Genomic DNA, 19,588 nt, shown 5'->3' with positions numbered 1-19,588 from the left:
TATGATTAATAACGTAGTATTAGTAGGAAGATTAACAAAAGATCCAGAATTAAGATATTCTAGTTCAAATATCCCAATGGTTTATTTTACAGTTGCTGTGAATAGAACATTCGCCGATCAAAATGGTCAAAGACAAGCGGACTTTATTGGCTGTGTAGCTTTTAGAAAGCAAGCAGAAAATATGGCACGTTTCTTAGGACGTGGTAGTTTGATTGGTGTAGAAGGAAGAATCCAAACTAGAAATTATCAAGGAAAAGATGGGAATACTGTCTATGTTACAGAAGTTGTAGCTGATAGAATCCAGTTCCTTGAATCTAAGTCTAGTTCAAATAGACAAAATAACGGATTTGATTCAATGAGTTTTAATCAACCTCAATCACAACCATCATTTAGTAATAATCAAAATTATTACAACAATTCTAATCATAACCAAGGGCAAGCTAATTCAGCTATGCAAGATTTTATTAATGATAGTTCATTTTCTGATTTTGGGGAAAATTTCCCAAGTAACTTAGATGATGACTTCATGCAGGATGTAGTAAATCCGTTTAAAGAAGACTAAAATTACATAGGAGGACATGCACAATGGCAGTAAATAACAATCGTCGTAACAACATGCGTCGTCGTAAAAAAGTATGTTATTTCACAAAAAATAACGTTGAATTTATCGATTACAAAGATGTAGAATTACTTAAAAAATTCATTTCTGAACGTGGGAAAATCTTACCACGTCGTGTAACTGGTACTTCAGCTAAGTATCAAAGAATGTTAACTACAGCAATTAAAAGAGCTAGACACATGGCACTTTTACCATACGTAGTAGACGAAAAATAAGATTAAATAGAGAAAAAGATGAGCTTAGGCTTGTCTTTTTTTTATGCTTTGATATAATAAAAGAAAATACGTGTATGTTGAGAGTGAGGTAGTAGAATGGAATTTAAAAAGTTGAGTGAAACAAAAGTGCTAAAAGATCCAGTCCATAGTTATATTCATATCAATTATGAGGTAGTTTGGAATTGTTTAGATAGCAAGGAATTCCAGCGCTTACGTCGTATACGACAATTAGGTGGAGACTTTCAGGTTTATCCAACAGCAGAACATTCTCGTTTTTCACACTCATTAGGGGTTTACGAAATTGTTCGTAGGATGGTTACGGAGATAAAGTCTTTAAGTGTGGAACTTAGTGAATATGATAAAATCTGCGTAATGTTGGCAGGGTTGTTGCATGATGTAGGTCATGGCCCATTCTCTCACGCATTTGAACATGTTACTAAACATAGTCATGAAGACTATACAGCTAAGATAATTTTAGGGGAAACTGAACTTAATCAGGTGCTAACTGAAGTATCTCCAAGATTACCAGAGGATATAGTATCAATAATAGAACATAATCATCCAAATGATATTCTTAATCAGATTATTTCTGGTCAATTAGATGCTGATAGAATGGATTATTTACTTAGAGATTCATACTTTTCAGCAACAAGCTATGGACAGTTTGACTTAGAAAGAATATTACGAACAATGCGTGTTAGAAAAATAGATGAAAATAAAAAAGCTCTTGTCGTGAAATATACGGGGATTCATAGTGTAGAAGACTATATTATGGCAAGATATCAGATGTATTGGCAAGTATATTATCATCCAGTAGCACGCAGCTATGAAGCAGTATTTATTCAACTTTTTAATAGATTAAAAGATATTTTTAAAGAAAATAAAGAATATTTTTCTGATATGAAAGTTTTAATCCCATTTCTTGAAAAAAATGTGGTTAGTGTAGAAGAGTATTTCAAATTAGATGAAAATTCTCTATTGTATTGTTGTAGTTTAATTCAGGATAAAGATGATGAAATTGCAGCGGATTTAGCTCGAAGACTACAAAATAGAAGACTTTTTGAGTATGTAGATTATAGTGAAGAGAACTTGGCACAAATAAAAAATATGCTAAAAGAGCAGAACCTAGATGAAAAATATTATTTGCGAGTAGAAAATGTAGAGGCGAGTGTTTACAGCCCATATAAAGGTAGAAAGATTCTAATAGAACAATTAGATGGTAAAATAGTTGCTTTAGAAAAAGCTAGTACTATAGTAGAATCGATAACAAAAGGCGAAACAAAAAGAGAAGGAACAATATTTTATCCAAGATAAAAAGAAAGCTAACTTAGGAAGGGGATTCTAGGTTAGCTTTTATTGTTTCAAAAATAATTGTCAGAAAATAATTACATATTAACTTACTATTGATTTTAATTGTCGAAAATGTTATAATTATACTTATAAAAAATTGAATGATGAGATAATAAAGGAGAGATAAGAATGTTTGAATTAGCAAATGTAGCAAGACCAGGAGTGAGTGAATATATTTCAGGGAGTGGAGCTTTGGCTGTGCTTGATAATAGGCTAGAAGGATTTAATACTCCTTTGATTGTTACAGGTGAAAAATCTTATGAAGCTTTTAAAAAATTTTATAAGGGGAATAGAGAATTTAGAGTAGCAAAATATGACGGTACATCATCTTATGAAGATATGAAACGCATTGCAGATGAATATGGAGAAGATATTGATGTGGTTATTGGTGTAGGAGGAGGTCGTGTTATTGACACGGCTAAAGGTGTGGCAAGCTTTTTGAATAAAGAGTATATGACTGTTCCAACGGTAATAGCAACATGCGCTCCTTATGCTCCAGTAGCGGCGGTTTATAATCCGGATAAAACTTTTAGAGAGGTTGGATATTTTAAACGTACTGCATATGCTTGTATTGCAGACTTAGATTTATTACTAGAATCACCAAAAGAATATTTTGTTGCGGGTATTGGAGATACTCTTGCGAAATGGTATGAAGCTGTAGTGCTAGTGGAAAGAAATAATAAGTATAATGATCCGTTAGTAAGAATGGGACTAGAAGCTGCGAAAATTACGCGTGATGCACTTTTACGTGATGCTAATGGTGCATTAGAAGCTATGAGTACAAAAACAGTAACAGAAAGCTTCAAACACGCGGTAGATACTGTATTTGCGATTTCTGGAGCGGTAGGATGTTTTGGAGTTCATTATGGACGTATGGCAGGAGCTCATGCTGTGCATAATGGTATGAGTTTAGTAAAAGAAACACATAAAGTTCTTCATGGAACAAAGGTTTCATATGGTATTCTAGTTCAATTATTAGCAGAAGGTAAGAAGGAAGAAGTAGAAAGATTAATTCCATTTTATAAAGAAAATGATTTAGCTTATAACCTAGCATGTGTGAATGTAGTAGAAGATGTAGAAGAAAAAATTGAAAAAATTGCAGAGTTTGCTGCTAGTGAAAAAGAATCATTCAAATTGGCGGTTGATGTTTGTACACCAGAGGTTGTAGCAACAGCAATGAGACAATTAGAAGAGATGACAAAATAAATATAAATATCCCTCAAATAATAAATTTGAGGGATATTTTTTAGATATTATCTTTTAATACGGGTAGTAACATTTGTTCTTTTATGTTATTAGCTGTTTCATCTTTTAGTAGATAATTAACTATTTCATAACCAAAAAGAATGGCAACGGCTGGACCTTGAGCAGTAATAACATTTTTATCGACTACAACAGCTTTTTTAGAATTGTAAGATTGACATTCTAGTTCTTTATCGAAACCTGGATAAGATGTAGCTTCTCTGTCTTTTAAAATCCCTGCCGCACTTAGTACTATAGGCGCTGCACAAATAGCTGCGACCAATTTGTCTTCATTATACATAGTTTTGAAAAACTCAATGATTTTGTTATTGTCGCGTAATAATGTACTTCCTGGCATTCCTCCAGGAATAACAATAGCATCATATTCTAGTATATCTTCAATATCATTAATCTTTTTATCGACAATAATTTTAATATTATGTGCACCTATAACATACTCAGCGTTATTAGCTGAAATAAGATCAACTTCTAAATTCGCACGGCGCATAATATCAAGAGGAGCAATTAGCTCTAACTCTTCACCACCATTGTCAACGAATAAGGCAACTTTTTTTGTCATAATAACCTCCTAAGTAATAATTTGATAATAAATATAAAGTATTGTAAAAATAATCGACCATCTGCGGAAGATGGTCGATTAAAGTTTAAACTCATAATTATTTAGAAATTTCCAGAACCCCGTAACCAGTGTCGCGACGTTTATAAACTATAGAAATTTCGTTAGTATTTGCATCTAAGAATGCAAAGAAGTCATGTCCTAAAAGCTCCATTTGGAATACAGCTTCATCTCTTGTCATAGTTTCAACTTTTAGTTGTTTAACTTTACCAAAATCAAGTGATGTTTCTTCTACATCTTCTAATGCGCTAGTAAGAAGATTTTCTTCTACAAATCCTTTTTCACGACCTTTTCTATTAATTCTAGTTTTGTGTTTTCTCATTTGACGCTCAAGTTTGTCCACAACTAAATCAATAGCAGCGTAAAGATCTTCGTTTGTTTCCTCTGCGCGAAGTGTCACACCTTTAAGAGGAACGGTAATTTCAATTTTTTTCTTATTATTTTTGTATACTTTAGCATTAGCATAAACGTTTGCTTGTAAACTGTCGGCAAAGTATTTTTCTAATTTAGAAACTTTGTTCTCAACATACTCCCTAATTGCTTGAGTAATTTCTAAATTTTCTCCTCGTACTTGATATCTTAACATTTTAAAGCACTCCTTTCATAAAGTAGCTAGTCTACTTTATAGGGTATCCCCTTGTTTTTATACTTATATTATAACACTTTTTGATAACGTTAGCAACATAATTTCTAGAAAAAGATTTCTCCGAAAAAATAGATTATTATTTGTTTTATAAATATATTTTTGTTAAAATTAAATTAAAATAGAGGATTAATAACATTTTAACGTTATGTAAAGTCTTAAATATAAGAATTAAAGGCAAAAATTACAGAAAAATACTAAAATCAATAAAGTTTTAGGTAGAGATGAACTTTTGTAATCTTTGTTATATTCGATAGTAAAAATTAAAAGGGATTATGAAATATTTTTAAAAGGTAACTGTGGGGAGTAGGTTATGTTTTTTGAAGAATATAGTGAGTTTATCGAAGCACTTTATTGTGTTCGTTATTCAAAAAGAGATGAAGAAGAAAAGTTAAATAGTTATAAAGAAATTTATAATGATTATATAAAATTTGGAGAAGTAAACAAAGATTTTGAAGAAATTTACAACGATATAATAACGGGAGTAGTCTATACTTTAAAAGCTTGTGATTTAGAGTTTTTAAGAGTGTATAATGGGCTACTCCTTTCTATTTCTAAACTTTTACGACTTAAAGTAAAAATTCATTATTTAGAAGAGTCGACTTATATTGACAAGGTATATGTTGTTCAAGGAGAAGAAAGAAATTATCATTGTCTTCAGTGTGATAATAAAAATCAAAAACTATTTTTTAGTTATGAAACGGAAGGGACAAAAATAACATATTGTAAAAGATGTCTAGAGTTCGGAAGATGTGATAATTATTTTTTAAGATTTTATATAAATATTCCTTTTAATAAAATTAATAAACTAAAAGAACCGCCAGTAATCTTAAGTGATGTTCAGAAAGAAGCAAGTGAGAAAATAGTAGAAAATAGCGAATTAAGGAAGAATACTTTAATCTGGGCGGTCTGCGGTGCAGGTAAAACAGAAATAGTCTATAAGGTTATCTACAATAATATAAAAAATAATAAAAAAGTCTGTATGGCTATTCCACGAAAAGATGTTGTCCAAGAACTAGCTAGGCGTTTTAATAGGGATTTCAGCGATATTCCTATAAGTGTTCTTCATGGGGATAAAAAAAATCTAGTTGATTCGCACTTTTATCTAATGACTACACATCAACTTATAAAATATTATAATTATTTTGATGTCGTGATAGTAGATGAGGTAGATGCTTTTCCATACTACGGTGATGAATGTTTAGAACAAGGAGCTATGACAAGTCTAAAAAATCAGGGAACATTAGTGTTTTTATCAGCAACACCATCAGATAAAGTAAAAAAACTGGTCGATGAGATTATAAAAATTCCTATAAGATTTCATGGGTATTTGCTTCCTATTCCAAAAATAAAAATAGAACAAAGTAAAGTATTTACCTATGACAAGAAGTCACAGTACATTACGCAGTTTATTACTCAAAGATTAGAACTAGCTAGGAGATTATTAATATTTGCTCCAACTATCGCTATGAGTAAAAGCTTAAAATTATATTTAGAAAAAAGTCTAGTGGATGATATAGTTATAGATTTTGTTTATAGTGAAGATGAAAAACGGCAAGAAAAGGTGGAGAAGTTCAAAAAGTGGGAGATAGACATATTAATTACAACTACTATACTTGAAAGAGGCGTCACATTTGATTATCTAGATGTTTTAGTATTCGAATCTAATCATAAAATCTTTACCAAAGAGGCGTTGATACAAATAGCAGGACGAGTAGGAAGGAAAGAATACGATTATAGCGGGGAAATCGTGTTTTTAGCAGATAAAATTAATAAAAATATGAAGCTTGCGATAAAAGAAATAAACTATATGAATAACTTAGCCAAGTATAGACGATTAAATAGGGAGTAGATAATGGAATGTAGTTTTTGTAAAAAAGAAATCAAAGAGAAATTAGGGTTTAAAAATGTTTTTTCGAAAAAGAAAAGTTTTATTTTGTGTGAAAGTTGTAAGATAAATCTAAATATAAATATAGAACAGTTAGGAGAATATACCTTGTATTATCTCGCTGATTATGAATTTTTGAAAGATAGCATTTATGCGATTAAATATGGAGGAGACGTAGAAGAATGCCTAAAGTATAAAAGTCTGTTTAGAAAATTTTTTGAAGAGTATAATTTTGATTTAATTACAATAGTTCCAGCTAATAATGAGAGAAAAGTAATTCGCAGCTTTGATCATATAGAACAACTTTGCACTTTGTGTAATGTAAAATTTGAGAAAATTCTAGAGTCTGATTATCGACCTAAACAAGCGAAGCTACATAAGCAAAGAGCGGGACATCCATTTTATACATCATCTTCTACTATGTCTGACACAAATATTTCCAAAGTGCTTATAATCGACGATGTTTTTACCAGTGGAAATACCCTATTATCTTGTGCAAAACCACTAAAAGAACTTTTTCCAAATTCAGAAATTAGTTTTTTAGTTCTTGCGAAAAGTATGCACTAGGGTTTTATTGAAGAAATAACAAAAAACATCATAAAATTTGATAGGTATATTTTATAACTATAAACTAGATTTTGTGATATAATTTATTAGCTGAATAAAATTAGTTAGGAGATGGTTAAAACAAAAATTTTATTTTCATTAATAATGATAGTTTTTATTTTGGTATTAGTATATTACTTATCTAAAAAATTTGAACTAAAAAAAGAGCAAATAATAATTTTTTGGATTTTGGTGCTGTTTTGGACGGCGATTAGTATAATAAGAGCTTATAGGAAGCTTTATGCGATAACACCAATAGAGCAAGGTGGATTGTCTTTAACTCCGGTTTTAGCGGCACAAATAGCCGCTGGCTATGGTCTTATGAGTTTAATCGTTAGGTTGCCGATGTTTTTGGCGAGTGATATTTTTAAACGTCGTAAAGTGTTTATACAGATTGCGTTATTCTTGTTAATTTTGACCTCGTTTTTAGTGGCGTTTAATGCAAATTATTTAACACTTTATTTATCTTCGTTGTCATTAGGGATTAGTGCGACAATGCTAGCATTATTTAATGTTATTTTCTCAGAAACATTTTCGAAAGATAAGGCGGCGGTGTCGGTGTCTATTTTATCTATAGCACCACTTTTAGCAGAATTTATGGCGGCTCCAATTCAATATATATTAACAATGGATACATATAAACAGTTTAATTATATGTGGCTTGTATCAGGAATTATAGCTCTAATAACATTTGTTCTAACTTTTATGATGAAGGATTATCGTCCTGTTGATAGTGATTTTTCATTTAATAAGGTTAAGGTAGTTTTAAAACATAAGAGTTTTATTTATATTTGTTTATTAGCTGTCTTATTATCATTTATCAAGTTTTCTACCAGTGGGGCAAATATGATCGCTTATGGGAAGACTGATTTAAATATGACACCACTTATGTTGGCGTATATAGATGCGGTTTTTGCTGTGCCACAATTAATTGCAGGTGTTCTTGTAGGAGTGTACCTTACTCATAAATGGGGAATTCAAAAAACATTGTTATTTTTACTTGGATGCTTATTAACTTTTTACATAATAGCCTTATATATCAACAATCCATATATAATTTATTTTAGCTATACTCTAAATGGTTTAGGATATGGTGGAGCGTACAATATTCTTATTGCACTAGCAATGCAATATTTTGACAGAGAGTATCGTAACGTTAGTATGGGTATTTACCAAGCGTTCTTTGCTTTAGGTATTTATTACGGGGATTATGTTTATGTGTGGATAGCTAAACATATTAAACATGGTTTGTTTGGTTTTAGCCAAAGTAAAGCAATATTTTTAATAGTAATTGGAATAACCTTGATAAGTATGATTATGGTAAAATTAAAAGTAAAAGATAGTTAAGTATTATAAAAGATGAGTATATCAAGATAGCGATATACTCATTTTTTCTTAAATAAAAAGTACTAGTTTGTTAAATTTTCAGAATTCTTTAGGAAATTACTTGACAAACAGAAATAGCAGTGCTAGACTAAAAATAACAAGATAAAAAGAGAGGAACACTGTTATGTTATCATCAAAATTATTTAATACACAATTAAATAATTATTACTACAGCTACTATTAGATAGTGTTTGTACTTAGGTCTTATAGGTACAAACAAGGTTTGTATCTATGGGAGCTGTAGAGTTTGGTGATGCTCGCATAGAGGAATATTCTAAGCGGGCTAACAGTTTATAAAAAATAATACGAGGTTAAGAACTTTTTAAACTTGTATAGAAACTATTGAAAACCGTTTAGAACATTCTAGACGGTTTTTTCTTTTAGGAAGATCTTAAAATTAAAAAATAAAAAGGAGAAAAAGAAAATGAAATTTAAAAAATTAAAAGTATTGTTAGGAATAAGTTTATTAGTACTTGGTGGTTGTAGCAATAAAGGTGAAGTTAAAACAGATAATATAAAAATAGGAGTTTTGCAATACGCTGAACATAATGCTTTAACTAGTGCAAGAGAAGGTTTTGTAGAAGCGTTGGCAGAAGAAGGATACACTTCGGACAAGGTAACTTTTAATGTTCAAAATGCTATGGGAGATCAGAGTAATCTTCAAACTATAGCTGAACAGCTTGCAAGAAAAAATGATTTAAATTTTGTTATAGCAACACCTGCAGCACAAGCTATGGTTAATGTTGATGATAGAACACCGACTATTTTCACAGCTGTAACGGATCCGGTAGCTGCTTCATTATTGGTTAAAACAGACGCTCCAGAAGGAAATGTAACAGGAACTGTTGACTTAACGCCAGTAGATAAACAAATAGAGAAATTACTAAAAATAGTTCCAAAAGCAAAAAAAGTAGGAATTTTCTACAATTCGAGTGAAGTAAACTCTGAAGCACAAGCTAAGATTGCAAAAGAAACTTTGAAAAAATCTGGTGTAGAAGTTGTAGAAAAAACAGTAACTACAACAAATGATGTTCAACAAGTTATTACATCGCTAGCGAGTGAAGTAGATGCAATTTACTTCCCAACAGACACTACGGTAGCGTCAACAATTTCAACAATTGGTGCAGTTTTAAAAGAGAAAAAAGTTCCAGCATTAGGAGGAGATAAAGCAGTTTTAGAAGGAATGTTGGTTACTTACGGTGTAGACTACAAAGAGATAGGTCGTCAAGCAGGCCGTCAAGCAGCGCAAATCTTAAAAGGTAAGAAAATATCAGAATTACCAGTTGAACAACCTAAAAAGTTAGCTGTTGATATAAATGATGATATGGTGCGTGCATTAGGTTTGAATAAAGAAGAATTATTAAAAGTATTAGGATAATATAGGAGGATAAGATGGATATATTATTATCAAGTGTTTCACAAGGTTTACTTTGGTCGATTATGGCCATAGGGGTATATATAACTTTTAGATTGTTAGATATTCCCGATTTGACAGCAGAGGGAAGTTTTCCATTAGGTGCAGCTATATGTGCAATAAGTTTGGTGAATGGTATGAATCCTTTTTTAGCAACCTTTTTAGGAATGCTAGGAGGACTTGTTATAGGGGTGGTTTCTGGTTTATTGCATACAAAAATGAAAATTCCGGCATTGTTAACAGGGATTATAACTTTAACAGGGTTATACTCAATAAACTTGAAAATTTTAGGGAAAGCTAATATAGCATTATTAAAAGAAAAAACATTGGTGACAATGTTACAAGGTTTTGGAATACCAAAAGTCTATGCGGTAATTCTATTAGGGTTAGTATTTTCATTGGTATTAATAGTCTTGTTAACTGTGTTCTTAAAAACAGAAGTAGGGCTAGCGATTTTATCAACAGGTGATAATGAAGATATGAGTGCAGCTAATGGTATACGAATAGATAATATGAAAATCTTAGGCTATATGATAAGTAATGGTTTTATTGCTTTATCAGGAGCGCTCCTTGCTCAAAATAATGGTTTTGCTGATTTGAATATGGGGGTAGGAACAATTGTTATAGGTCTTGCTTCTATTATAATCGCAGAAGTAGTTATCAAAAACCTTAGCCTAGGTAAGAGAATAGCCTCTATAATTATCGGTTCAATTATTTATAGACTTGTTATTTCATTAGTATTAGAGATACCAGGTATGGATACCCAACTTGTAAAATTATTCTCAGCAATTATTTTAGCAATAATTTTATTTATACCTGAATTAGAGAAAAAATTCCCAAAGGGTGTTAGGAGATAAAAATGAGTTTAGTATTAAAGAATATAGAAAAAACATTTGAAAAAGGAACGATAAATGAAAATTATGTTCTTAGAAATCTTTGTTTGGAGATAGAAGATGGGGAGTTTGTTTCTATAATAGGAAGTAACGGAGCTGGGAAGTCTACATTGATGAATGTTATTGCGGGCGTGTTATTCCCAGATAGTGGAATGGTATCTTTAGATGGAGTAGATGTAACAAAAGATGATGTAACAAAACGTTCAAAAGATATTTCGCGTGTATTTCAAGATCCAAAAATGGGAACAGCTACAAGGATGACTGTTGAGCAAAATATGGCGATAGCGCTAAAAAGAGGAAAATCAAGATCTTTTTCTCCAGGTGTAAAAAAAGATGATAGAGAACTTTACAAAACAGCATTAGAGGAATTAGGATTAGGTCTAGAAAATAGATTGAAGAGTAGTGTGGAATTTCTATCAGGAGGGCAACGCCAAGCGTTAACTTTGGTTATGTCGACACTTGTTAAACCTAAACTTCTTCTTTTAGATGAACATACTGCAGCTCTTGATCCTAAAACCAGCGCTATGGTAATGAACCTTACGGATAAAATCATTAAGAAAAATAATTTAACAACAGTTATGATAACTCATAATATGGAACATGCAATAGAATATGGTGATCGTCTAGTTATGCTTCATGAAGGCCATGTTGTTGTTGATATAAAAGGTGAAGAGAAAAAAGATTTAACCGTAGCAAAACTGCTAGAATTATTCAAAAAGAATAGTGGAAGTAATATTATTAACGATGATATGATGCTGTAGAGATTAAATAAGAGATAGATATTAGATATGTCTATCTCTATTTTTTATTGGAGAAAAAGAAAGAATTTATATTTATTTTGGTAGAAAAGTTACTCATAAATTTTAATTAATTTTCGTCGCTATTCTTTCAAAAAACAGCGAAATTTGGTATAATAAAAAGGATATCATACATGAAGTATAGATATAAAAAACAATAAAGGAGTGTTAAGTTGGATAATAACATTTCAGAAACATTAAAGAGAGAGTTAGAGAAACTTCTTGATAGTAAATTTTTCTATAGAGAACCAAGTAATAATAAAGTTATAGCCTATAGTATTAGCTTTTTATTATTAATACTTTTGGGAAGTTTGTTAAAAGTTGAATTATTAACAGCCTTTTTAGCGATATTTCCTCTTACTTATGTTTTAGGGGCCAAAGGTTTAAAATTTTATATACCACTTGCTGCTGTTGGGACAGCGATGTTAGTATTTTTATCATCACCTCATATGCTGTTTTGGTTTGTAATGCACATGCTTCTTGCGTATTTAATATACCAATCTATAGTTAAGAGATATTCAAAAATATATTTACTTATTATAATTACAACATTCTTATTTATAGGATTAGCATTTTATGTGTTGTTACTTATAAAGTATGGGGTTATTAATATTAATCAAGAAGAAATTTTAAAGTTTATAAATGATTATATTAATGCTATGTTGACAGCTAATCAATCTTTGGATAAGAGTTTAGTTTTATCAAGTTTTGAAAATATACAAAGAACGTTCCCTGTAACATTATTCATTTCACTATTTATTTATAGTTTGGCATTACTACAATATACATTATCAATGCTATCAAGGGAATACATTATAATACCAACATTTCCAAAACTTAGCAGAATTATGATAAGTACTAAAACGGGATATATATACATAACTATTACATTGGTATACTTAATAGTTGAATCTATGATGGGGGCTAATTCTTATAATTTTTGGTATATACTTTTACAAAATTTAACGAATATTTTATCATTGATTTTTGTTTTAAATGGTCTATTTACAGCGTTCTTTTTCATAGAACAAAAAGGGGATTCACCAGTGACTAAGGCGTTAGCTGTGTTTGGTATCATTATTTTCAGCTCTATTTTTGAGTTGGTAGGTTTCGTTGATAGTTTGTTTAGATTACGAGAAACATATATTATAAAGAAAGGAGAATAGTATGAATGCAAAGAGAAAATATGAAATAGTTATATTTGCTTTATACACTATTGGTGCAATTATAATAGGATTAATGAATCTTATAAGTTTAGCGGTCTATCTAGTAGTAGGTCTTAGCGTGTTTATGCTATTTTTCTACTATAAGAAAAAAGTTTCAGAACAGACTGAAAAATATATTAGTAAATTGACTAATCGTATAAAAGATTCAACAGAAAAAGGTATTAATAAGTTCCCTATAGGAATTATTGTTATCGATAAGGATAGAAATATAGAGTGGGCAAATAACTTTATTTACAAAAATATAAAAGTAGAAGAGATAAAAGGGTTAAACATTTTAGAATTGATGCCAGAGATAAAAGATCTTTTTGAATTGGAAACACCAGTAGATAATCAGTTTGAGATTTTTGGGAAGCATTATAAGGTGAATTATCAAAAAGATAGTGGTTATATTTATTTCTTTGATATTACTGAAAGTAAAGTCGTTATGCAGAGATTTCGTGATACTCGACCTATTATTTTCAATTTAAGTTTGGATAATTATGAAGATGTTTATGATTCTCTTGATGATGAGGTTGCAAGTAAGTTTGATTCACAAGTTGTTACAGTATTAACTGAATGGGCAAAGAAAAATAGTATTTATCTTAAACGTATTGATGAAGACAGATTTATAGGGTTATTAAATGTAAAAGACCTTAAAAAAATAGAAAAAAATAAGTTCCAAATTTTGGATTCTATTAGAAATTTAAAAGAGGAGTTTGATGCTCCTATTACTCTTAGTATAGGGGTAGGAATGGGAACTGACTTTTTACCGGAATTAGGGGAACTTGCGAAAAGTTCGTTAGATCTTGCTCTTGGACGAGGTGGAGATCAGGTTGCCATGAAAGATATAGATGGTACAATTAAATTCTATGGAGGTAAGACAAATCCTCAGGAAAAAAGAACTCGTATTAAGGCTCGTGTTGTGTCAAATGCTTTAGCTGATATTATTAGTGATAGTGACAAGATTATTGTTATGGGGCATAAACGTCCAGACTTTGATGCTATAGGTGGATGTATAGGTATATATACTTTTGCTAAGTTAGTAGGGAAAGAATGCTATATTATTTTAAATGAAAGTGATCAGGATGAAACAATCCAAAAAATAATGTTTGAGATTAATGATACTGATGAAACATTGTCAAATGTTTTTGTTGATAGTGATGAAGCTTGGGAACTTATGACGCCACAAACAACGTTGATAGTAGTTGATACATCTGATGCTTCACGTGTCATTGATGCAGCTATTTTATCAAAAGCAAATAAAAAGGTTGTTATTGACCATCATAGGCGTGGTGAAGATATAATTACGAATCCGCTACTGACTTATATAGAGCCATATGCTTCGTCATCTTCGGAGTTGATAGCTGAGCTTATAGAATATCAAACTAAGATTGAAAAAATTACACCATTAGCTGCGACAATTATGTTGGGTGGTATTGTGGTAGATACTCAAAACTTCTCAATAAGAACAGGATCAAGAACTTTTGACGCTGCGGCTTACTTACGTAGTAATGGGGCAGATCCAACAAAGGTGAAGACTATTCTAAAAGAACCTATCGAAAACTTTATGAGTAGAGTTGAAATTATTAATAATGCAATCCAAAAAACACCAGAGATAATTATCGTTAAAGCGCCAGATGATAAGAGATATACAAATGTCATGCTTGCTCAAAGCGCAGATTTACTGCTTACATTAAAGGGTATTGAATGTAGTTTTGCTTTAGGATATCTGGATGAAGATAAAGTGGGTATTTCGGCTAGATCTTTAGGGAATATGAATGTTCAATTAGTCATGGAAGAACTTGGTGGCGGTGGGCACCTTGCTAATGCAGCTACACAGATTGAAGGTGTAGATTTAGATGAGGCATTAGTTCGCTTAAATGATGCGATAGACAGGGTGTTATTGCAAGAAGATTAGTACTTGAATCAATCTGCTAGAAACATAAGAAAATAAAGGAAAAAGGAGATAAGGTAATGAAAGTTATTTTTATAGAGGATGTTAAAGGAAAAGGGAAAAAAGGTGATGTTAAAGAAATAGCAGATGGTTATGCTAAATTTTTAATAACTAACAAAAAAGCTATACAAGCAACTACTGCTAATATGGCAACATTAAAAGGACAACAAAAACGTGTAGAAAAAGATAAACAAGAAGAGTTAGTTCAAGCAAATCTGTTAGCAAAGCAATTAGAAGGATTAGAAGTTAAGATTAAAGTAAAAGCTGGAGAAGGTGGAAGATTATTCGGATCAGTTTCTTCAAAACAAATTGTTGAGGAATTGAAAAAACAACATGATTTAAAAGTTGATAAAAAGAAAATTGACTTACCAAATGGAATTCAAGCTTTAGGATATACAAATGTAAAAATTAAAATACATAATCAAGTAGAAGGAACTATTAAAGTTCATGTAGTGGAACAATAAGAAATAGTTTATAGGTGATAATATGAAATATCATATAGATTCTGTCTTGTTGGCAGAGCAATCTTTACTGGGAGCTCTTATGCAAGAGCCTGAAAAGTTGATAGAAGTTAAAGCAACAGTTGATCCAGAAGATTTTTATGATGAAAAAAATAAAGATATTTATAGTGCTATTTTACGCCTTGATGAAGCGGGAATACTACCAGACACCACTACTATATTTGAAGAAATAAATAACAGTGGGGCATTCAAAAACGTGGATGCCTCGTTGTATATAGTAGATGTTTATGACGTTACTCCGAGTGCTCGTAATATTATGCATTATGCAAATCTTGTAAAAAGATATTCTATTTATCGTGAAATACGTGGAGCTTTATTAAGCAGCACAGAGGAAATGAATCAAGGTAATGCTGATATTGATGCACTAACATCTACGTTATTTGATCAAGTAGAACGTGCGATGGAAAGAGCAAAAACATCTCATTTTAAAAATATGCGTGATGTTACTGATGAAGTATTTAAAGAAATACTTGCACGTATGTCGGGAGAAGGTAAAAATATAGCAATTCCTACAGGATTTAGTTCGTTAGACCAGGTTATCGGTTTAGGTAAAGGAGATTTGGTAATCTTAGCTGCTCGTCCTTCTATGGGGAAAACAGCTTTTGCTCTTAATATAGCGTTAAACGTAGCTGGGAAAAATCATCGTTCAGAAGAAGAAAAACGTACGGTTGCTTTATTCTCACTAGAGATGGGAGCTGATCAACTGGTTTCTAGGATGATTTGTAGTGAAGGGATGTTAGATTCTGAGAAGATAAAAAAAGGTTCATTGGATAACGATGACCTTATGAAACTAGAAACAGCAGTGCATTTCTTGAATCAAAAAAATATCTTTATAGAAGATAGTGCTTTTATTAAAGTAAATGAAGTTAAAGCAAAGTGTAAGTTACTAAAAAGTGAGCATGGTCTAGATTTAGTAATTATTGATTATCTTCAACTTCTTCAAGGAAGTAAACGAACGGATAATCGTCAACAAGAAGTATCAGAGATTTCGCGAAGCTTAAAACAGATGGCTCGTGAGTTAGAGTGTCCTGTTATTGCTTTATCACAGCTATCACGTAGTGTAGAATCACGTCATGATAAAAGACCGATGATGAGTGACCTAAGGGAATCAGGAAGTATAGAGCAAGATGCTGATATAGTTTCATTCCTTTATCGTGGAGATTACTATCGCAGTGAAGATGCTGATGAAAATGAAGTTCAAGAACCTAGTGATGTATCCACTGTTGAGGTAATAGTTGCGAAAAACAGAAATGGTCAAACTGGGACTGCAGAGTTAGCGTTTATGAAGAGATATAACAAGTTTGTATCTAAAACATACGCAGAATAATTTAGGTATTTTAAAATATAAAAGATTAAAAGGGGATAGAGGTTAATATATGAAATTTAAAAATAAACGAGTGATTTCATTAGTTATAGTAATGGTGCTAGTCGTGTTCTCTCTAATTAATGGAACATTAACTAAAAGCACTATACAGAAACAAAATACAGAAGATAGTTATGTGCAGATGTTCTTGAGAAGCCAAAGTGTACATAAGTTAACATTAGTTGATGGAAATAGTGATGAAACTATTCAAAAGATTTCTATAGAAGGTGAGATTGGAGCGGAAATGACAAATACATATTCGCGCGCTTCAATAATAAACCAAATAAAAGAAGCTAAATCTAATTCTAATGTAAAAGCTATCTTATTATCAGTTAATACTCCAGGTGGAGGAGTTTATGAAACAGCAGAACTTTACAATGAATTAAAAAATAGTGGAAAAGATGTTTATGTATCTATGAAAAAACAAGCGACATCAGGTGGTTATTATGTATCTATGGCAGCTAAAAAGATTTTTGCCAATACTGAAACAACTACTGGTTCACTAGGGGTAATAATGAGTTTTGTTTCAGCTCAAAAATACTTAAATGATCACGGTATAAAACAAGAGACTATTCGTTCTGGAGAACAAAAAGCAATAGGTGGTTTATTAGAGGACCTTCCAGAATCAACTAGAAAGATTTATCAAGAGCAAAATAAAGAAGCGTATGATAGATTTGTAAAAGCAATTGCACAAGGTCGTAATATGAGTGAAGATGAGGTGAGAAAACTTGCTGATGGTCGTACCTATACAGGAACTCAGGCTGTTGAGAATAAGTTAATTGATAAAATTGGGACTGAAGAAGATCTTATTAATTTTATCAAAGAAGATAAAAAACTATTTAATCCAAAAGTAATAGAATTACGACCGGATAAAGCGGCAGAAAGCTTATTAAGTCGTTTTGTAAAAGCTACGATGAAGAGTATTATTTCAGAATTGAATAGTGAAGCTACATCTAATCAAGTAGAGAGAAGTTATTTAGGATAAGGGGGTTATTAATATGACAAATAATAATTTCAATTCAAATGACTTTTCTAATGGATGCGAAGGTTTAGAAAATGGTTCGGAACAGACTTTTGATAAGATGGCTGAATCTGTAGATAAAGCTAATGTTGAGGGGATATCTAGTAGCATAGAAGAAAATAGATTTGATGAACAAACTAAAGAAACTACCAGTAAAGATAACACCAACTTTTCATTACCAACTACATTAAAAGATTATTTAATTTTTTCTAGAAATTTTTATTCAGGTTTTTGGGTTAGATTTATTGCGTATATAATTGATCTAATAGTAGTAGCTGCTTTAGCGGGATTGTTAAATACTTATTCTTTTGGATTATTGAACAGAGAATTATATTTCCCAATATTAGGAGAAGAGGGACTTAGTTATGTAGTTGTAATGTTTTCTTATTTTATTTTAATGACATATTATTTCTCGCAAACTTTAGGGAAAATGATAATGAAGGTTAAGGTAGAAACAAATAAGGGAACGAAATTAAAAATATCAGATGTTTTATACCGTGAAGTGATAGGAAGATTGTTAACGATAGCTTTATTTAATATACCGTATATAGTTGTTGCATTTACAGATAAGAAAAAAGGACTTCATGATTATATAGCTGATACAGTAGTAGTAAAAGAAGACTTTTCTAGTATTCGTCGCCAGATGAATGAAAGGTTAGAAAATATGAAACAAGAAGGTTAAAATGAAGAACGCCATAGAATTATATTCTATGGCGTTTTAAGTTTTTGTGTAATACTATTTTTCGTATTCTAAATATCCAATTCCGACTGCGCGGGGTCCTGCATGAGTTCCTATAACAGGAGAGATAATTATAGCCTCTGTTTCTATATTGCCAAATGTTTTTGCGACAACATCTTGAGCTTTTTTAAGAAGATCATCCGTTGTATATAAAATAATAAGAGACTTAGGATCTTTTTCTTTTATTTCTTCGCAAATTTTTGTTAAAACCTTACTCATACCTCTATGTTTTCCGCTAACATCAAGAATACCATCTTTTATAGTTATTATAGGCAAGATGTTAAGGAAATTAGATAGTAAAAATTGAGTTTTAGTTAAACGACCGCCAGCATATAAGAAATCCATATTTTCGATAGTTACTAAGATATTTTGTTGCTTAAGTAACTTACGGCATTCATCTTCAATATTTTCATATGCTAAATTTCCGTTAGAAAAGTCTTTTATAATTTTCTCGACAGCGCAACCCACTATTCTAGCCACTTGTAATGTGTCGATAATCTTTATATCAATACCTTCTATTAACTCGCTAGCTTGAGTAAATGAAGAATAAGTTCCAGAAAGTTTACTAGTAACTGTGAATACTACTATACGTTCGAAACCTTGTGCTTTTAGATTTTCATAGACTTCAAGAATTTTCCCAACAGAAGGTTGGCTAGTGCTTGGTTTCATTCCACTGTTTATTTTTTTGTAAAATTCTTCTGGGGTAATTGTTACGTTATCTTCATATAATTCATCGTCTAAACGCACTTCTAGTGGTACGATTGGCAATGGATAGTTTTTACAAAATTCTTCGTTAACTTGTAGTGTAGAATCACATACAAAAGCTGTTTTCATTTTTTTATGTACCTCATATTTTTAAATATTTATTAAGTAGAAATTTTCTACTTAATTATAATACAATAAAAAATAAAATTTTTCAAACAAAAAGAGAAATAAAAAGTTAACTATTTATCGAATGTTTAAAATAAAAGTATCGAATAACCTATTATTTCAATCTTTTCCAATAAAACCTATCAAAAAGATATATTCGCTATCCCTAATTATATTTTTATTTTGAGTAATAATTTATAATTTGGTATAGTAATAAAAAGGGAC

Annotated in this window: 19 protein-coding genes; 16 read left to right on the top strand and 3 right to left on the bottom strand. The window is 31.0% G+C overall.

What is annotated here, in order from left to right; genetic code table 11:
- Position 1 precedes the first annotated feature (1 nt).
- The 4 genes from DQN46_RS07470 to DQN46_RS07455 all read left to right on the top strand — a co-directional run bounded on the left by DQN46_RS07470 (position 2) and on the right by DQN46_RS07455 (position 3,390).
- Positions 2–562: a single-stranded DNA-binding protein gene (locus DQN46_RS07470; protein WP_004633523.1), complete on the top strand. Its 561-nt coding sequence runs from the start codon at positions 2–4 to the stop codon at positions 560–562.
- A gap of 23 nt (positions 563–585) precedes the next feature.
- On the top strand, positions 586–834 hold the full coding sequence (gene rpsR, locus DQN46_RS07465) for a 30S ribosomal protein S18 (RefSeq protein WP_003148047.1): 249 nt from the start codon (positions 586–588) through the stop codon (positions 832–834).
- Between the two features lie 96 nt (positions 835–930).
- Positions 931–2,148, top strand: coding sequence for an HD domain-containing protein (locus tag DQN46_RS07460; RefSeq protein WP_111743573.1), 1,218 nt, complete (start codon positions 931–933; stop codon positions 2,146–2,148).
- A gap of 165 nt (positions 2,149–2,313) precedes the next feature.
- Positions 2,314–3,390, top strand: coding sequence for an iron-containing alcohol dehydrogenase family protein (locus DQN46_RS07455; protein WP_111743572.1), 1,077 nt, complete (start codon positions 2,314–2,316; stop codon positions 3,388–3,390).
- Positions 3,391–3,430: 40 nt separating this feature from the next.
- On the opposite strand, the gene DQN46_RS07450 is transcribed toward DQN46_RS07455, so the two are convergent.
- Both DQN46_RS07450 and hpf read right to left on the bottom strand, forming a co-directional pair.
- Positions 3,431–4,006: a DJ-1 family glyoxalase III gene (locus DQN46_RS07450; protein WP_004633519.1), complete on the bottom strand. Its 576-nt coding sequence runs from the start codon at positions 4,004–4,006 to the stop codon at positions 3,431–3,433.
- A gap of 97 nt (positions 4,007–4,103) precedes the next feature.
- Complete coding sequence (hpf, locus tag DQN46_RS07445) at positions 4,104–4,649, bottom strand: ribosome hibernation-promoting factor, HPF/YfiA family (RefSeq protein ID WP_004633518.1); 546 nt, start codon at positions 4,647–4,649, stop codon at positions 4,104–4,106.
- 370 nt (positions 4,650–5,019) lie between these two features.
- On the opposite strand from hpf, the gene DQN46_RS07440 reads away from it, so the two are divergent.
- From DQN46_RS07440 to DQN46_RS07385, 12 genes are all read left to right on the top strand, one after another.
- A complete protein-coding gene (locus DQN46_RS07440) occupies positions 5,020–6,558 on the top strand; it encodes a DEAD/DEAH box helicase (RefSeq protein ID WP_111743571.1) in 1,539 nt (512 codons plus the stop codon).
- A 3-nt stretch (positions 6,559–6,561) separates the two neighbouring features.
- Positions 6,562–7,161: a ComF family protein gene (locus DQN46_RS07435; RefSeq protein ID WP_111743570.1), complete on the top strand. Its 600-nt coding sequence runs from the start codon at positions 6,562–6,564 to the stop codon at positions 7,159–7,161.
- A 111-nt stretch (positions 7,162–7,272) separates the two neighbouring features.
- Positions 7,273–8,547, top strand: a complete 1,275-nt coding sequence (locus DQN46_RS07430) for an MFS transporter (protein WP_111743569.1) — start codon at positions 7,273–7,275, stop codon at positions 8,545–8,547.
- A gap of 463 nt (positions 8,548–9,010) precedes the next feature.
- Positions 9,011–9,964: an ABC transporter substrate-binding protein gene (locus tag DQN46_RS07425; protein ID WP_111743568.1), complete on the top strand. Its 954-nt coding sequence runs from the start codon at positions 9,011–9,013 to the stop codon at positions 9,962–9,964.
- Positions 9,965–9,978: 14 nt separating this feature from the next.
- Entirely contained in the window at positions 9,979–10,857 is an 879-nt protein-coding gene (locus DQN46_RS07420; RefSeq protein ID WP_111743567.1) for an ABC transporter permease, read from the top strand.
- A 2-nt stretch (positions 10,858–10,859) separates the two neighbouring features.
- Entirely contained in the window at positions 10,860–11,654 is a 795-nt protein-coding gene (locus tag DQN46_RS07415) for an ABC transporter ATP-binding protein (RefSeq protein ID WP_111743566.1), read from the top strand.
- A 209-nt stretch (positions 11,655–11,863) separates the two neighbouring features.
- A complete protein-coding gene (locus tag DQN46_RS07410; protein WP_111743565.1) occupies positions 11,864–12,856 on the top strand; it encodes a DUF2232 domain-containing protein in 993 nt (330 codons plus the stop codon).
- A gap of 1 nt (position 12,857) precedes the next feature.
- On the top strand, positions 12,858–14,813 hold the full coding sequence (locus tag DQN46_RS07405; protein WP_111743564.1) for a DHH family phosphoesterase: 1,956 nt from the start codon (positions 12,858–12,860) through the stop codon (positions 14,811–14,813).
- A 56-nt stretch (positions 14,814–14,869) separates the two neighbouring features.
- The gene (gene rplI, locus DQN46_RS07400) at positions 14,870–15,313 is read left to right on the top strand and encodes a 50S ribosomal protein L9 (RefSeq protein WP_111743563.1); all 444 of its coding nucleotides are present in this window, start codon (positions 14,870–14,872) and stop codon (positions 15,311–15,313) included.
- Positions 15,314–15,335: 22 nt separating this feature from the next.
- Positions 15,336–16,697, top strand: a complete 1,362-nt coding sequence (gene dnaB / locus DQN46_RS07395) for a replicative DNA helicase (protein ID WP_111743562.1) — start codon at positions 15,336–15,338, stop codon at positions 16,695–16,697.
- Between the two features lie 49 nt (positions 16,698–16,746).
- On the top strand, positions 16,747–17,718 hold the full coding sequence (sppA, locus tag DQN46_RS07390) for a signal peptide peptidase SppA (RefSeq protein ID WP_111743561.1): 972 nt from the start codon (positions 16,747–16,749) through the stop codon (positions 17,716–17,718).
- 13 nt (positions 17,719–17,731) lie between these two features.
- The gene (locus DQN46_RS07385; protein ID WP_004633506.1) at positions 17,732–18,436 is read left to right on the top strand and encodes an RDD family protein; all 705 of its coding nucleotides are present in this window, start codon (positions 17,732–17,734) and stop codon (positions 18,434–18,436) included.
- A 54-nt stretch (positions 18,437–18,490) separates the two neighbouring features.
- Here the strand turns inward: DQN46_RS07385 and DQN46_RS07380 are convergent, their stop codons facing one another.
- The gene (locus DQN46_RS07380; RefSeq protein ID WP_111743560.1) at positions 18,491–19,327 is read right to left on the bottom strand and encodes a DegV family protein; all 837 of its coding nucleotides are present in this window, start codon (positions 19,325–19,327) and stop codon (positions 18,491–18,493) included.
- Positions 19,328–19,588 lie beyond the last annotated feature (261 nt).

This window comes from Gemella morbillorum (assembly GCF_900476045.1).
GTDB classification, from domain to species: Bacteria; Bacillota; Bacilli; order Staphylococcales; family Gemellaceae; genus Gemella; species Gemella morbillorum.
The sequence above is the reverse complement of the archived record's forward strand: the minus strand, read 5'-3'. Positions and strand labels throughout refer to the sequence as shown.

Coding starts and splice junctions, on each gene's coding strand:
- DQN46_RS07385 (WP_004633506.1), top strand. CDS start 17,732: ATGACAAATAATAATTTCAATTCAAATGACTTTTCTAATGGATGCGAA.
- dnaB (WP_111743562.1), top strand. CDS start 15,336: ATGAAATATCATATAGATTCTGTCTTGTTGGCAGAGCAATCTTTACTG.
- DQN46_RS07380 (WP_111743560.1), bottom strand. CDS start 19,327: ATGAAAACAGCTTTTGTATGTGATTCTACACTACAAGTTAACGAAGAA.
- rpsR (WP_003148047.1), top strand. CDS start 586: ATGGCAGTAAATAACAATCGTCGTAACAACATGCGTCGTCGTAAAAAA.
- DQN46_RS07415 (WP_111743566.1), top strand. CDS start 10,860: ATGAGTTTAGTATTAAAGAATATAGAAAAAACATTTGAAAAAGGAACG.
- DQN46_RS07460 (WP_111743573.1), top strand. CDS start 931: ATGGAATTTAAAAAGTTGAGTGAAACAAAAGTGCTAAAAGATCCAGTC.
- DQN46_RS07425 (WP_111743568.1), top strand. CDS start 9,011: ATGAAATTTAAAAAATTAAAAGTATTGTTAGGAATAAGTTTATTAGTA.
- rplI (WP_111743563.1), top strand. CDS start 14,870: ATGAAAGTTATTTTTATAGAGGATGTTAAAGGAAAAGGGAAAAAAGGT.
- DQN46_RS07455 (WP_111743572.1), top strand. CDS start 2,314: ATGTTTGAATTAGCAAATGTAGCAAGACCAGGAGTGAGTGAATATATT.
- DQN46_RS07420 (WP_111743567.1), top strand. CDS start 9,979: ATGGATATATTATTATCAAGTGTTTCACAAGGTTTACTTTGGTCGATT.
- DQN46_RS07450 (WP_004633519.1), bottom strand. CDS start 4,006: ATGACAAAAAAAGTTGCCTTATTCGTTGACAATGGTGGTGAAGAGTTA.
- hpf (WP_004633518.1), bottom strand. CDS start 4,649: ATGTTAAGATATCAAGTACGAGGAGAAAATTTAGAAATTACTCAAGCA.
- DQN46_RS07470 (WP_004633523.1), top strand. CDS start 2: ATGATTAATAACGTAGTATTAGTAGGAAGATTAACAAAAGATCCAGAA.
- sppA (WP_111743561.1), top strand. CDS start 16,747: ATGAAATTTAAAAATAAACGAGTGATTTCATTAGTTATAGTAATGGTG.
- DQN46_RS07440 (WP_111743571.1), top strand. CDS start 5,020: ATGTTTTTTGAAGAATATAGTGAGTTTATCGAAGCACTTTATTGTGTT.
- DQN46_RS07430 (WP_111743569.1), top strand. CDS start 7,273: ATGGTTAAAACAAAAATTTTATTTTCATTAATAATGATAGTTTTTATT.
- DQN46_RS07435 (WP_111743570.1), top strand. CDS start 6,562: ATGGAATGTAGTTTTTGTAAAAAAGAAATCAAAGAGAAATTAGGGTTT.
- DQN46_RS07405 (WP_111743564.1), top strand. CDS start 12,858: ATGAATGCAAAGAGAAAATATGAAATAGTTATATTTGCTTTATACACT.